Origin of the sequence: Agromyces sp. NPDC058104 (assembly GCF_042884835.1) — a bacterium.
In the GTDB taxonomy this organism is placed as follows: Bacteria; Actinomycetota; Actinomycetes; order Actinomycetales; family Microbacteriaceae; genus Agromyces.
Genome location: NZ_JBHVTD010000003.1, coordinates 189907 through 202281 on the forward strand (window position 1 = coordinate 189907; position 12375 = coordinate 202281).

The following is a 12375-nucleotide window of genomic DNA, read 5'->3' on the forward strand; positions in this document are numbered from 1 at the left end:
ATGCGGGATGGCGTCAGACCGAACGGAACCCGACGACCGCGTTGTGCCCGCCGAAGCCGAACGAGTTCGAGATCGCGACGAGCTCGCCGTCGGCGAGCGTGCGCGGCTCGCGCACCACGTCGAGCGGGATCTCGGGGTCGAGCTCGGCCACGTTGATCGTCGGGGGAGCGGTGCGCTCGTGGAGCGCGAGCACCGTGAACATCGCCTCGATGGCGCCGGCACCGCCGAGCAGGTGCCCGGTCGACGCCTTGGTCGCACTGATCGCGATGTTGTCGAGGTGGTCGCCGAAGACCTCGCGGAGCGCCGTGTACTCGGCGATGTCGCCGACCGGCGTGCTCGTCGCGTGCACGTTCACGTGCGCGACGTCGCCGGGCTGGAGGCCCGCCGCCTCGAGCGTCGCGCGCATCGCGCGCGAGGCCCCGAGACCGGAGGGATCGGGCGCGGTGATGTGGTACGCGTCGCTCGTGACCGAGCCGCCGAGCAGTTCGGCGTAGATGCGGGCGCCACGGGCCTTCGCGTGCTCCTCGGTCTCGACGACGAGCGCGGCGGCGCCCTCGCCCATCACGAAGCCGTCGCGGCTCACGTCGTACGGCCGCGAGGCGGTCGCGGGGTCGTCGTTGCGCTTCGAGAGCGCCTGCATCGACGCGAACGAGGCGATGGTGATCGGGTGGATCGCCGCCTCGGAGCCGCCGGCGATGACCACATCGGCCTCACCGGCCTGCAGCTGGTTGTAGGCGTTGACGAGCGACTCCGTGCTCGAGGCGCACGCCGACACGACGGTGCGGATGCCGGCGCGGGCGTGCAGGTCCATGCCGACCGCCGCGCCCGGGCCGTTCGGCATGAGCATCGGCACGGTCATGGGCAGCACGCGACGGGGGCCGCGCTCGCGCAGGGTGTCCCAGGCGTCGAGCAGGGTCCAGACGCCGCCGATGCCGGTCGCCCAGTCGACGGCGAGCCGCTCGGGCTCGACTTCGGGGGCGCCCGCGTCGGCCCAGGCCTCACGGCCGGCGATGAGGGCGAACTGGCTCGAGGGGTCGAGACGCTTCATCTCGTGGCGCTCGAGCACCTCGGAGGCGGCGACCTTGGCGGTCGCGGCGAAGGTCACGGGCAGTTCGAGCTCGGCGACCCAGTCGTGCTCGAGGGCACGGGCGCCGGATTCGCCGGCGAGCAGGGCTTTCCAGCTGTCACGAGCGGTGCCGCCGATGGGCGAGGTCGCACCGATACCCGTGATGACGATCTTCTTGGTCATGACGAAAACACTCCGGGAGGAAGGCGAAGGAATACGGATCGAGCGGGCCGGGCGATGCCGCGGCCCGCTCGTCGCGGCGACTAGGCCTGGGCCTTGACGATGAAGCTGACGGCGTCGCCGACGGTCTTGAGGTTCTTGACCTCTTCGTCGGGGATCTTCACGTCGAACTTCTCTTCGGCGTTGACGACGATGGTCATCATCGAGATCGAGTCGATGTCGAGGTCGTCGGTGAACGACTTGTCCAGCTCAACCGTGTCGGTTGCGATGCCGGTCTCGTCGTTGATGAGCTCGGCCAGGCCGGCAAGCACTTCTTCGGTGGACAATGCCATGGTTCTTCTCCTTGAGGGGTGTCTCGTTTGACCGAGAGACAGTCTAGATGGACAGGGGTCGGCGGTTCAGGGAAGAACCACCACTTGGGCGCCGAACACGAGGCCGGCGCCGAAGCCGATCTGGAGGGCGAGGCCTCCGGAGAGTTCAGGGTGCTCTTCGAGCAGACGGTGCGTCGCGAGCGGGATCGACGCGGCCGAGGTGTTGCCCGTCGTCGCGATGTCGCGGGCGATGACGACGGATTCGGGCAGCTTCAGCTGCTTCGCGAACTCGTCGATGATGCGCATGTTCGCCTGGTGCGGGATGAAGGCGGCGAGGTCGGCGCTCGTGACGCCCGCGGCATCCAGTGCCTGCTTCGCGACCTTCGCCATGTCCCAGACGGCCCAGCGGAAGACCGTCTGGCCCTCCTGGCGCAGCGTCGGCCACTCGGCGGCACCGTCGCGGAACTCGACGAGCGTGCCGTTCATGCCGACCGCGCCGGCCTTCGAGCCGTCGGAGCCCCACACCGTGCGTGCGATCCCGGGCGTGTCGCTCGGGCCGATCACCGCGGCGCCCGCGCCGTCGCCGAGCAGGAACGAGATGCTGCGGTCGGTCGGGTCGACGACGTCGGAGAGCTTCTCGGCGCCGATGACGAGCGCGTAGTGCGCCGCGCCCGTGCGGATGAGGGCATCGGCCTGCGCGACCGCGTAGGCGTAGCCCGCGCACGCGGCGTTGCTGTCGTAGGCCGCGGCGGGGTTCGCCCCCACCCGGTCGGCGACGACGGCGGCCATCGACGGGGTCTGCTGCACGTTCGAGATCGTCGCGACGATCACGAGGTCGATGAGCTCGGGAGCGACGCCCGATCGCTCGATCGCCTCCTTCGCCGCGTCGGTCGCGAGGTCGAGCGCCGACACCTCGGCGCCGGCGCGGGTGCGGGTGATGATGCCCGTCCGCTGCTGGATCCACTCGTCGGAGGAGTTGATCGGGCCGATCAGGTCGTCGTTCGGCACCGCGTGCTCACCGCGGGCGGCGCCCAGGGCGTAGATGCGGGTGTACGCGGGTCCGTGCGACTGCTGGAGCGTAGGTCTCGTCATGCTCGGCTTTCTCGTGATGCGGGCGATCAGGCTGCGGGGGATCAGGCGGCCTGGTCGATGAGGTCGATCGCGGCGGCGAGGTCGTCGGGCGTCTTCACGGCGACGGTCGGCACGCCCTTGAGGGCGCGCTTCGCGAGCCCGACGAGCGCGCCGGCCGGCGCGAGCTCGATGATGCCGGTGACGCCGGCCTCGCCGAAGGACTCCATGCAGCGGTCCCAGCGGACCGGCGAGGAGACCTGGCCGACGAGCAGCTCGAGGAAGGTCGCACCGGATGCCACGCGGCCGCCGTCGCGGTTCGTCCACAGCGGGAGGGCGGGGTCGGCCGGAGCGAGCGTCGCGGCGACCTGCGCGAGACGCTCGACCGCGGGCTGCATGTAGCGGGTGTGGAAGGCGCCGGCGACCTGCAGCGGGATGACGCGCGCTCCGGCCGGCGGCTCGGCCTTCAGCTGCTCGAGCGCGTCGAGCGCGCCGGCGACGACGATCTGCCCGCCGCCGTTGAAGTTCGCGGGCTCGAGCCCGAGCACGGCGAGGCGTGCGAGCAGCTCGGCCTCGTCGGCCCCGATGACGGCGCTCATGCCGGTCGCGACCTGCGCCGCGGCATCCGCCATGGCACGACCGCGCTCGGCGACGAAGCCGATCGCGTCGGTGTCGCTCAGCACGCCGGCGCCGGCGGCGGCGGTGATCTCGCCGACCGAGTGGCCTGCGATGCCGCCGATGCGCTCGGCGCGGCCGTCGGCGAGGAGCCCGCCGAGGGCGAGCAGGCCCGCCGCGACGATGAGCGGCTGCGCGACCGCGGTGTCGCGGATCGTGTCGGCGTCGCTGACGGTGCCGTGCGCGGCCAGGTCGAGACCCGCGGCGGCGGAGAACGCGTCGAGGCGCTCGGCATAGCCGGGCACGTCGAGCCAGGGGGCGAGGAATCCGGGGGTCTGAGAGCCCTGTCCAGGGCAGACGACGACGATCACCACCCCAGTCTGCCAATCAGCGGGCCGCATGTGGTGTGCACACGCTACAAGCTCTTCGCGAAACCCTTGTGCTGACGACACAGCGGCGCGGACGCGGTGGGCTCGATCGGCCCGAGCGGCGCGATCGGCCCGAGGGTGCGATCAGGGGCGTCGCGGCGTGCTGTGCTCGTGATCGCTCATCGAGCCGATGATGAGGGCCGACTGCAGGATGAGCGCCTCACGGGCACCCGTCGCGTCCCACCCGATGACGTCGGAGACGCGCTTCAGGCGGTATCGCACGGTGTTCGGGTGCACGAACAGCTCGCGGGCCGTCGCCTCGAGCGAGCGGCCGTTGTCGAGGTAGCTCCACAGCGTGGTGAGCAGCTCGGTCGAGTGCGCGCGCAGCGGGCGGTAGATGCGGTGGACGAGGGTCGCACGGGCGAGCGGGTCGCCCGCGAGGGCGCGCTCGGGCAGCAGGTCGTCGGCGTGCACCGGCCGCGGCGCGTGGCGCCAGGATCGGGCGACGGCGAAGCCCGCGAGGGCGGCCTTCGCGCTCTTCGACGCGTCGACGAGGTTCGGCACCGCGTGCCCGAGCACGAGGTGCCCCGGGCCGAAGTGCGGTTCGAGCTGCGCGGCGATCTCCATGAAGGTGAGCGCCGGCGCGGTGCCGATCGACTCGTCCGCCTCGCGGGCGAGCGGGTCGGCCCGTCCGATGACGAGCACGAGCCGGTTGCCCTGCACGCCGATGAGCACGTCGGCGTGCATGTGCCGGGCCGCGCGTCGCACGTGGTCGACGTCGAGCTGCTTCGGCGCCGTGCCCACGAGCACCGCGACCTCGCCGTGCCCGTGCCAGCCGAGCGCGGCGATCCGGCTGGGCAGCTCGTCGTCGGCCTCGCCCGAGAGGATCGAGTCGACGACGAGCGCCTCGAGGCGGGCGTCCCAGAGGCCGCGCGCCTCGGCGGCGCGCGCGTAGACGTCGGCCGCGGCGAAGGCGATCTCCCGCGAGTAGAGCAGGATCGCCTCGCGGAGCGGCTCGCCGCCGTCCTTCACGCGGTCCTCGACGACCTCGACCGTCACCCTGATGAGCTGCAGCGTCTGCTGCAGGCTCACCGATCGCAGCAGCTCGCGCGGAGCCGCGCCGAACACGTCGGCGGCGATCCAGGGCGTCGATCGAGGGTCGTCGAACCACGCGATGAACGAGGAGATGCCGGCCTGGGCGACGAGGCCGACGGCGGAGCGGCGGCTCGGGGGCATGTCGCCGTACCACGGCAACGTGTCCTCGAGTCGCTTGAGCGTCGCGGTCGCGAGCTCGCCCGCGATGGTCCGCAACCACGCGAGCGTCTCCGCCTTCGTCTTCGGCTTCGTCGCCACCTCGTCGCCCGCTAGCTCTCGCCGCCGGCCGATCCGGTCGTGCCGGCGTTCACGTCGTGCAGCCGGTACTTCTCGATCGCCTGCGCGGGCAGCGCACGGTCGACCTCGCCGCGCTCGGCGAGGAGCTCGAGCGTGCGGACGACCACCGACGGGCCGTCGATCTTGAAGTAGCGGCGCGCGGCCGGACGCGTGTCGGAGAACCCGAAGTCGTCGGCGCCGAGCGTCGCGTACTGGCCGGGCACGTAGGCGCGGATCTGGTCGGGCACCGCGTGCATGTAGTCGGAGACGCCGACGAACGGGCCGCGGGCCCCCGCGAGCTTCTGCGTCAGGTACGAGACGCGACGCTCGGCGTCGGGGTTCAGGAAGTTGTGCTCGTCGGCGGCGAGGCCGTCGCGGCGCAGCTCGGACCAGCTGGTGACCGACCAGACGTCGGCCGACACGCCCCAGTCGTCCGCGAGGAGCTGCTGCGCCTCGAGGATCCACGGCACCGCGACGCCGGAGGCGAGCAGCTGGGCCTTGGGCCCGGCGACGCCCGACTCGGAGAGACGGTGGATGCCGCGGAGGAGGCCGTCGACGTCGACCCCCTCGGGCTCGGCGGGCTGCACGATCGGCTCGTTGTACACCGTGAGGTAGTACATGACGTTCGGGTCGGCGTGGCTGCCGCCGTACATGCGCTCGAGGCCGGCACGCATGATGTGCCCGATCTCGTAGCCGTAGGCGGGGTCGTACGAGACGACCGCGGGGTTCGTCGAGGCGAGCAGCGGCGAGTGGCCGTCGGCGTGCTGGAGGCCCTCGCCCGTGAGGGTGGTGCGTCCGGCGGTCGCACCGATGATGAATCCGCGCGCCATCTGGTCGCCGGCCGCCCACATCGCGTCGCCCGTGCGCTGGAAGCCGAACATCGAGTAGAAGACGTACACGGGAATGAGGGGCTCGCCCTGCGTGGCGTACGAGGTGCCGATGTTCGTGAACGCGGCGAACGCACCGGCCTCGTTGATGCCGACGTGGACGATCTGCCCCTGGGGGCTCTCCTTGTACGCGAGCAGGAGCTCGCGGTCGACCGAGGTGTAGTGCTGGCCGTTCGGGTTGTAGATCTTGGCGGTCGGGAAGAACGCGTCGATGCCGAAGGTGCGCGCCTCGTCGGGGATGATCGGCACGATGCGGTGGCCGAAGTCCTTCGAGCGGATGAGGTCCTTCAGCAGGCGCACGAAGGCCATCGTCGTGGCGATCTCCTGCGTGCCCGAGCCCTTCTTCGCGATCGCGTAGGTCGAGTCGTCGGGCAGGCTGAGCGCGACGTGCTTCGCGCGACGCTCGGGCACGTAGCCGCCGAGCTCGCGACGGCGCTCCTGCAGGTACTGGATCGCCTCGTCGTCCTGGCCGGGGTGGTAGTACGGCGGAAGGTACGGGTTCTCCTCGAGCTGCGCGTCGGAGATCGGGATGCGCATCTCGTCGCGGAAGGTCTTGAGGTTGTCGAGCGTCATCTTCTTCATCTGGTGCGTCGCATTGCGCCCCTCGAAGGACTTGCCGAGGCCGTACCCCTTGATGGTCTTCGCGAGGATGACCGTGGGCTGGCCCTTGTGCTCGGTGGCCGCCTTGAACGCCGCGTAGATCTTGCGGTAGTCGTGGCCGCCGCGCTTGAGGCCCCAGACCTCGTCGTCGCTGAGGTGCGAGACGAGCTCGAGCGCCCGCGGGTCGCGACCGAAGAAGTTCTCGCGCACGTAGGCGCCCGACTCGGTCTTGTAGGTCTGGTAGTCGCCGTCGGGGGTGACGTTCATCAGGTTGCGGAGTGCGCCGTCGTGGTCGCGCGCGAGCAGGTCGTCCCACTCGCGGCCCCAGACGACCTTGATGACGTTCCAGCCGGCGCCGCGGAAGAAGCTCTCGAGCTCCTGGATGATCTTGCCGTTGCCGCGCACCGGGCCGTCGAGGCGCTGGAGGTTGCAGTTGATCACGAAGTTGAGGTTGTCGAGGCCCTCGTTCGCGGCGACCTGGAGCTGGCCGCGGCTCTCGACCTCGTCCATCTCGCCGTCGCCGAGGAACGCCCAGACCTGCTGGTCGGAGGCGTCCTTGATGCCGCGGTTGGTGAGGTACTTGTTGAGCTGCGCCTGGTAGATCGCGTTGATCGGGCCGAGGCCCATCGACACGGTCGGGAACTGCCAGAACTCGGGCATGAGGCGCGGGTGCGGGTAGCTCGAGAGGCCGTGCGGGGCACGCGACTTCTCCTGGCGGAAGCCGTCGAGGTCGTTCCCGTCGAAGCGACCCTCGAGGAAGGCACGAGCGTACATGCCGGGGGAGGCGTGGCCCTGGAAGAAGATCTGGTCGCCGCCGCCGGGGTGGTCCTGGCCGCGGAAGAAGTGGTTGAGCCCGACCTCGTAGAGCGAGGCGGCGCCCGCGTAGGTGGAGATGTGGCCGCCGACGGCGATGCCGGGGCGCTGCGCCCGGTGCACGAGGATGGCGGCGTTCCAGCGGAGCCAGGCGCGATAGCGGCGCTCGATGTCTTCATCACCGGGGAACTCGGGCTCGTTCTCGGGCGCGATGGTGTTCAGGTAGTCGGTCGTCGGCACCATCGGCACGCCGAGGTGGAGCTCCTTCGAGCGCTTGAGCAGGCTGAGCATGATCTCGCGCCCGCGCTGGTGGCCCTTCTCGGCGACGAGGGCGTCAAGGGATTCGGCCCACTCGCTCGTCTCCTCGGGATCGGCGTCCATCGCCTCGACGGAGTAAGGGTCCTGGTCGTTGACAGTCACACTCGACCTTTCTCTACGGCAGATCTACGGCGCGCGGGGTGCTGCGCGCACGACGAACGGCCGGGTTTCGACCGATCACACTTGGCCATACTAGTGACATTCGCACAACGTTTCGGCTCGGTCGGCTGTGGCTTCGCTCAGCCTTCCCACAAAGCAGAGAAGAGATCGGATGCCGCTGCAGATCGGTGCTCCCGCCCCCGACTTCGAACTCGTCGACCACCTCGGCCGCACGGTCCGGCTGGCCGAGCTCTTGGCCGGGAAACCGGTCGTGCTCGTCTTCTTCCCCCTGGCCTTCTCCCGCACGTGTCAGGGTGAGCTGAACGCACTGCGCGACGAACTCGCGATGTTCGACGATGCAGGCGTTCAGCTCGTCGGCATCTCGGTCGACTCGAAGTTCGCGCTGCGCGCGTGGGCCGAGGAGCAGGGCTATGAGTTCCCGCTGCTCGCCGACTTCTGGCCGCACGGCGAGGTCGCGAGGACGTACGACGCATTCGGCGAGGACCGCGGCTACGCGGCCCGTGCGACCTTCGTCATCGACGAGGCGGGTGTGGTCCGCGCGGCGTTCGAGACAGGACCCGGTGAGCCGCGCTCGATCGAGCAGTACCGCACGGCGCTCGAGCTGCTGCGCGCGGGCTGAGCGGGCTGCTCGTGCCCGCGGCGGAGCGCCGCCCACGATAGCATTGCGGATGCGTCGCACACGCGACGGGCCTTTAGCTCAGTTGGTAGAGCGCCACGTTTACACCGTGGATGTCGTCGGTTCGAGCCCGGCAGGGCCCACCCCCTACGTTCTCGCCGCCCCGTCGTCGACGTCGCCTGTCAGTCGGAGTGCGCGGCGATCAGGGCCCTCGCGTTGTCGAGGTATCCGATCGCGGCCTCGGGGTCGACGCGCACCGACGCGAAGGCCGAGATGACGAGCCCGGTGCAGATGTCGGCGAGGAGCCGCTGCTCATCGGGCGTCGCGGCGCCGACGCGCGCTCGAACGCCGTTGCCGAACGCCGCGCGCAACTCCGCCCGGTACGAGGCGATCGTGCGCGCGACGGCGTCGTCGTGCCCGATGGGGGAGGCGGAGGCGTTGACGAGGAGGCAACCGCTCGATGCCGGCAGCGTGTCGTGCCGTGTCAGCGCCCCGCGCAGGCCCGTCAGGTACTCCTCGAGTGCGGTCGGGGCGACCGGGTCGGCGGTCAGCGGCGCGAGCCGGGGGCGGATCACCTCGTCGAGGTAGCTGTCGACCGCTGCGTCGAACAGGCCCCGCTTGGAGCCGAACGCGTGGTAGATGCTCGATCGGCTGAGCCCGGTGACCCGCTCGAGCTCGGGCAGCGCCGCGCTCTCGAAGCCGTGCTCCCAGAACACCGCGCGTGCGGCGCGCACGACGTCGCCCGTGTCGAACGTCTGCGTGCGTCCCATCGGCGACCCCATCTCGATTTGCGTACCGGTCGGTCCAGTATATATTGGATCGAACGGTACAGTAATCATCGTCGGCACCCCGCCGCTTCGAAAGGACTCCCCACATGGTCATCGCGGGACTCGTGCTCGCCGGCATCGCGGCGCTCGTGCACGTCTTCATCTTCTATCTCGAGTCCATCGCCTGGACGAGCAAGCGAGCCAGGGCGATCTTCGGCACCGGCACGGTCGAACAGGCCGCCGTGCAGCAGGAGCTCGCGTTCAACCAGGGGTTCTACAACCTCTTCCTGGCCGTCGCAGTCGTGCTCGGCATCGTGTTCTTCGCCGTCGGCGATGCGACGATCGGCGCGACCCTCGTCTTCACCGGCGCCGGCTCGATGGTCGCCGCGAGCCTCGTCCTGCTGCTGTCGAGCCCCGACAAGGCCGGCGCGGCGCTCAAGCAGGGGGTCATCCCCGCGCTCGGCGTCCTCGCGCTCGCGATCGGACTCGCGATCTGACGCGAGCCGACCGTCCGACCGATCTCAGACTTCCCACCGCCCGACCCGACCTGCCCTCGCAGCATTCGCAGAGAAGAGCCATGAGCAACTCCACCAGCACGCAGATCCACCTCGCGCGCCGCCCGCAGGGCTGGCCGACGCACGACGACTTCCGCACGGTCACCGTCGTGCACCCCGAGCTCTCGCCGGGGGAGGTGCGCGTGTCCAACGAGTTCGTCTCCGTCGACCCGTACATGCGCGGGCGGATGAACGACGTGCGCAGCTACGTCGCGCCCTACGCACTCGGCGAGGTGATCGCCGGCGGCGCGATCGGTCGCGTGGTCGCCTCGTCGGCCGAGCAGCTGCCGGTGGGCACCGTGGTGCTGCACCAGCACGGGTGGGCCGACTCCGTCCAGGCGCCGGCGGCGTCCTTCCGGGCGGTGCCCGAGGTGCCCGGCGTGCCGTCGTCGCTCCGGCTGCACATCCTCGGCATGACGGGACTGACGGCCTACGTCGGTCTCACCGCCATCGCCGGTCTGCGGGAGGGCGACACCGTCTTCGTCTCGGGTGCGGCCGGAGCCGTCGGCACCGCCGTCGGACAGATCGCGAAGCTCCTCGGCGCGAAGCGGGTGATCGGATCGGCCGGCACCGCGGAGAAGGCGGCCCTGCTCACCGAGAAGTACGGCTACGACGCGGCGTTCGTCTACAAGGATGCCCCGGTGCGCGAGCAGCTCGCCGCGCTCGCGCCCGAGGGGGTCGACGTCTTCTTCGACAACGTCGGCGGCGACCACCTCGAGGCGGCGCTCGACGTGATGAACGACGGCGGGCGGCTCGCGCTCTGCGGCGCCATCGCCGGCTATAACAGCACCGAGCGGGTGCCGGGGCCGGACAACCTGGCGAACATCATCACCCGCGGCCTCACGGTCACCGGGTTCACCCTCGCGGCGTACCTGCACCTGGCGCCCGAGTTCACCGAACGGATGACGGGCTGGTTCGCCGAGGGCCGCATCGCGTACGACGAGACGGTCGTCGACGGCATCGAGCACACGGTCGACGCCTTCCTCGCGATGATGCGCGGCGCCAATACGGGCAAGATGCTCGTGCGCGTCGGCGGCGCACCCGCCTGACGAGACGCCGCCGGCCCGGCGGCCGGGTCGCTCGTCGCCGCGGGGGCCCGACGCTAGGCTTGACGGGTGCCCCAGCAGCTCGCCGATGTCCTCGCCGTCACCGAACGGCTGTGGCCGGCATCGGGCACCGAGCCGTGGGATGCCTCGGGGCTCGTCTCCGGAGCGTTCGACGCTCCCGTCCAGCGCATCCTGCTCGCGGTCGACGCCGTGGCCGCGACGGTCGACGAGGCCGTCGACCAGGGCGCCGATCTCCTGATCGCGCACCACCCGCTGCTGCTCCGCGGCGTGACGAGCGTCGCCGAAGACCGCTACAAGGGCGCGCTCCTCGCCAAGCTCATCCGCGCCGACTGCGCGCTGCTCGCGGCGCACACGAACGCCGACGTCGTCGCGACGGGCACCTCGGCGGTGCTCGCCGAGCGGCTCGGGCTCGTCGAGACGCAGCCCATCGAGGCATCCGACGACGGCGCGACCGGCATCGGACGCGTGGGCCGGCTCGGCGAGCCGACCACGCTCGGCCGCCTCGCCCGCCACCTCGCCGAGCTGCTGCCGCCGACCGCGACCGGCGTCCGCGTCGCGGGCGGCTTCGACGACCCCGTCGAGACCGTCGCGGTGTGCGGCGGCGCCGGCGACTCGCTGCTCGGCCACCCGCTCGTGCGTGCCGCCGACGTCTACGTCACCGCCGACCTGCGCCACCACCCCGCCTCAGAGGCGCGCGAGCAGGCGCTCGTCGGCGGCGGCCCCGCGCTCGTCGACGTCTCGCACTGGGCCAGCGAATGGCTGTGGCTCGACACTGCGGCCGCCGAGCTGCGCGCGGCGCTACCCGGGGTCGAGGTCGCGGTGAGCGAGATCCGCACCGACCCCTGGGACTTCCAGGTCGTGCAATGATGACTTCTTCCACCCCGACCCCCTCGAGGAGCACCACGTGAAGGCCAGCCCCGCCGAGCAGCAGGAACTGCTGCGCCTGCAGTCGATCGACACCCGCCTGGCGCAGCTCGCGCACCGGTTGGGCGCGCTGCCGCAGACCGCCCCGCTCGCCGAGCTCGCCCAGCGGGACACCGCGGTGCGCGGCACCCGCGCCGAGGCCGTCGGCGTCCTCGAGGACGCGAAGGCCGAGCTCGCCCGCCTCGAGTCCGACGTCGCGCTCGTCGAGGCGCGTATGACCCGCGACAGCGAGCGGCTGCAGCACACCTCCTCAGTGAAGGACGTCACGGCGCTCGAGGCCGAGCTCGCCTCGCTCGCGAAGCGCCGTTCCGACCTGGAGGACCAAGAGCTCGTGGTCATGGAGCGCGTCGAGGAGGCCGAGGTCGCGGTGTCGAGCATCGACCTCCAGCGTGCCGCGATCGTCACCGAGGTGACCGCGCTCGAGGCCGAGCGCGACGAAGCCGCCGGCACGCTCGCGGTCGAGCGCGAGCAGACCGAGCGCGACCGCGAGGTCGTCGCGGCCGGCGTCCCCGCCGTGCTGCTCGCCTTCTACGAGCAGCGTCGCGCCAAGGGCGCCGGCGTCGGTGCGGCCCTGCTCCGCCAGCGCACCTGCGGCGGCTGCACGATGACCCTGACCGGCTCCGACCTCGAGTCGGTGCGGCGTTCGGCGCCCGACGACGTCGTGCAGTGCCCCGAGTGCGACCGCATCCTCGTGCGCACCGACGAGTCGGGCCTCTGACGGTAGACTGCA

Annotated in this window: 12 protein-coding genes and 1 tRNA gene; 6 read left to right on the forward strand and 7 right to left on the reverse strand. The window is 71.1% G+C overall.

Annotated features, from left to right (window positions below; genetic code table 11):
* Positions 1-13 precede the first annotated feature (13 nt).
* The 6 genes from ACFVTH_RS14725 to aceE form a co-directional block, all read right to left on the reverse strand.
* Positions 14-1249 carry a beta-ketoacyl-[acyl-carrier-protein] synthase family protein gene (locus tag ACFVTH_RS14725; RefSeq protein ID WP_387092395.1) on the reverse strand — a complete coding sequence of 412 codons (1236 nt, stop codon included), beginning with the start codon at positions 1247-1249 and terminating at the stop codon, positions 14-16.
* A gap of 80 nt (positions 1250-1329) precedes the next feature.
* On the reverse strand, positions 1330-1578 hold the full coding sequence (locus tag ACFVTH_RS14730; RefSeq protein ID WP_026378239.1) for an acyl carrier protein: 249 nt from the start codon (positions 1576-1578) through the stop codon (positions 1330-1332).
* Between the two features lie 66 nt (positions 1579-1644).
* Positions 1645-2649, reverse strand: coding sequence for a beta-ketoacyl-ACP synthase III (locus ACFVTH_RS14735; RefSeq protein WP_387092398.1), 1005 nt, complete (start codon positions 2647-2649; stop codon positions 1645-1647).
* Between the two features lie 41 nt (positions 2650-2690).
* On the reverse strand, positions 2691-3611 hold the full coding sequence (locus ACFVTH_RS14740) for an ACP S-malonyltransferase (protein WP_387092401.1): 921 nt from the start codon (positions 3609-3611) through the stop codon (positions 2691-2693).
* Between the two features lie 141 nt (positions 3612-3752).
* The gene (locus ACFVTH_RS14745; RefSeq protein ID WP_387092403.1) at positions 3753-4961 is read right to left on the reverse strand and encodes a PucR family transcriptional regulator; all 1209 of its coding nucleotides are present in this window, start codon (positions 4959-4961) and stop codon (positions 3753-3755) included.
* A gap of 11 nt (positions 4962-4972) precedes the next feature.
* Positions 4973-7699 (reverse strand): pyruvate dehydrogenase (acetyl-transferring), homodimeric type, encoded by a 2727-nt coding sequence (gene aceE, locus ACFVTH_RS14750; RefSeq protein ID WP_387092406.1) that lies wholly within the window; start codon positions 7697-7699, stop codon positions 4973-4975.
* A 169-nt stretch (positions 7700-7868) separates the two neighbouring features.
* Here aceE and ACFVTH_RS14755 point away from each other — a divergent pair, with 169 nt between their 5' ends.
* On the forward strand, positions 7869-8336 hold the full coding sequence (locus tag ACFVTH_RS14755) for a peroxiredoxin (protein ID WP_387092408.1): 468 nt from the start codon (positions 7869-7871) through the stop codon (positions 8334-8336).
* 67 nt (positions 8337-8403) lie between these two features.
* Positions 8404-8476: transfer RNA gene (locus ACFVTH_RS14760), tRNA-Val, on the forward strand.
* Between the two features lie 39 nt (positions 8477-8515).
* Here the strand turns inward: ACFVTH_RS14760 and ACFVTH_RS14765 are convergent.
* Positions 8516-9103 carry a TetR/AcrR family transcriptional regulator gene (locus ACFVTH_RS14765; RefSeq protein WP_387092411.1) on the reverse strand — a complete coding sequence of 196 codons (588 nt, stop codon included), beginning with the start codon at positions 9101-9103 and terminating at the stop codon, positions 8516-8518.
* Positions 9104-9207: 104 nt separating this feature from the next.
* Between ACFVTH_RS14765 and ACFVTH_RS14770 the strand changes: the two genes are divergently transcribed.
* The 4 genes from ACFVTH_RS14770 to ACFVTH_RS14785 all read left to right on the forward strand — a co-directional run bounded on the left by ACFVTH_RS14770 (position 9208) and on the right by ACFVTH_RS14785 (position 12363).
* Entirely contained in the window at positions 9208-9597 is a 390-nt protein-coding gene (locus ACFVTH_RS14770) for a DUF1304 domain-containing protein (protein WP_387092414.1), read from the forward strand.
* An 80-nt stretch (positions 9598-9677) separates the two neighbouring features.
* On the forward strand, positions 9678-10703 hold the full coding sequence (locus ACFVTH_RS14775) for an NADP-dependent oxidoreductase (protein WP_387092417.1): 1026 nt from the start codon (positions 9678-9680) through the stop codon (positions 10701-10703).
* Positions 10704-10769: 66 nt separating this feature from the next.
* Positions 10770-11588 carry a Nif3-like dinuclear metal center hexameric protein gene (locus tag ACFVTH_RS14780; RefSeq protein ID WP_387092420.1) on the forward strand — a complete coding sequence of 273 codons (819 nt, stop codon included), beginning with the start codon at positions 10770-10772 and terminating at the stop codon, positions 11586-11588.
* 37 nt (positions 11589-11625) lie between these two features.
* Positions 11626-12363 (forward strand): zinc ribbon domain-containing protein, encoded by a 738-nt coding sequence (locus tag ACFVTH_RS14785; RefSeq protein ID WP_387092423.1) that lies wholly within the window; start codon positions 11626-11628, stop codon positions 12361-12363.
* Positions 12364-12375 lie beyond the last annotated feature (12 nt).

What these genes read in the sequence shown, in the direction of transcription:
- ACFVTH_RS14735 (WP_387092398.1), bottom strand. Translation starts at nt 2,649, where the DNA reads ATGACGAGACCTACGCTCCAGCAGTCGCACGGACCCGCGTACACCCGC.
- ACFVTH_RS14725 (WP_387092395.1), bottom strand. Translation starts at nt 1,249, where the DNA reads ATGACCAAGAAGATCGTCATCACGGGTATCGGTGCGACCTCGCCCATC.
- ACFVTH_RS14765 (WP_387092411.1), bottom strand. Translation starts at nt 9,103, where the DNA reads ATGGGACGCACGCAGACGTTCGACACGGGCGACGTCGTGCGCGCCGCA.
- ACFVTH_RS14775 (WP_387092417.1), top strand. Translation starts at nt 9,678, where the DNA reads ATGAGCAACTCCACCAGCACGCAGATCCACCTCGCGCGCCGCCCGCAG.
- ACFVTH_RS14755 (WP_387092408.1), top strand. Translation starts at nt 7,869, where the DNA reads ATGCCGCTGCAGATCGGTGCTCCCGCCCCCGACTTCGAACTCGTCGAC.
- ACFVTH_RS14730 (WP_026378239.1), bottom strand. Translation starts at nt 1,578, where the DNA reads ATGGCATTGTCCACCGAAGAAGTGCTTGCCGGCCTGGCCGAGCTCATC.
- ACFVTH_RS14770 (WP_387092414.1), top strand. Translation starts at nt 9,208, where the DNA reads ATGGTCATCGCGGGACTCGTGCTCGCCGGCATCGCGGCGCTCGTGCAC.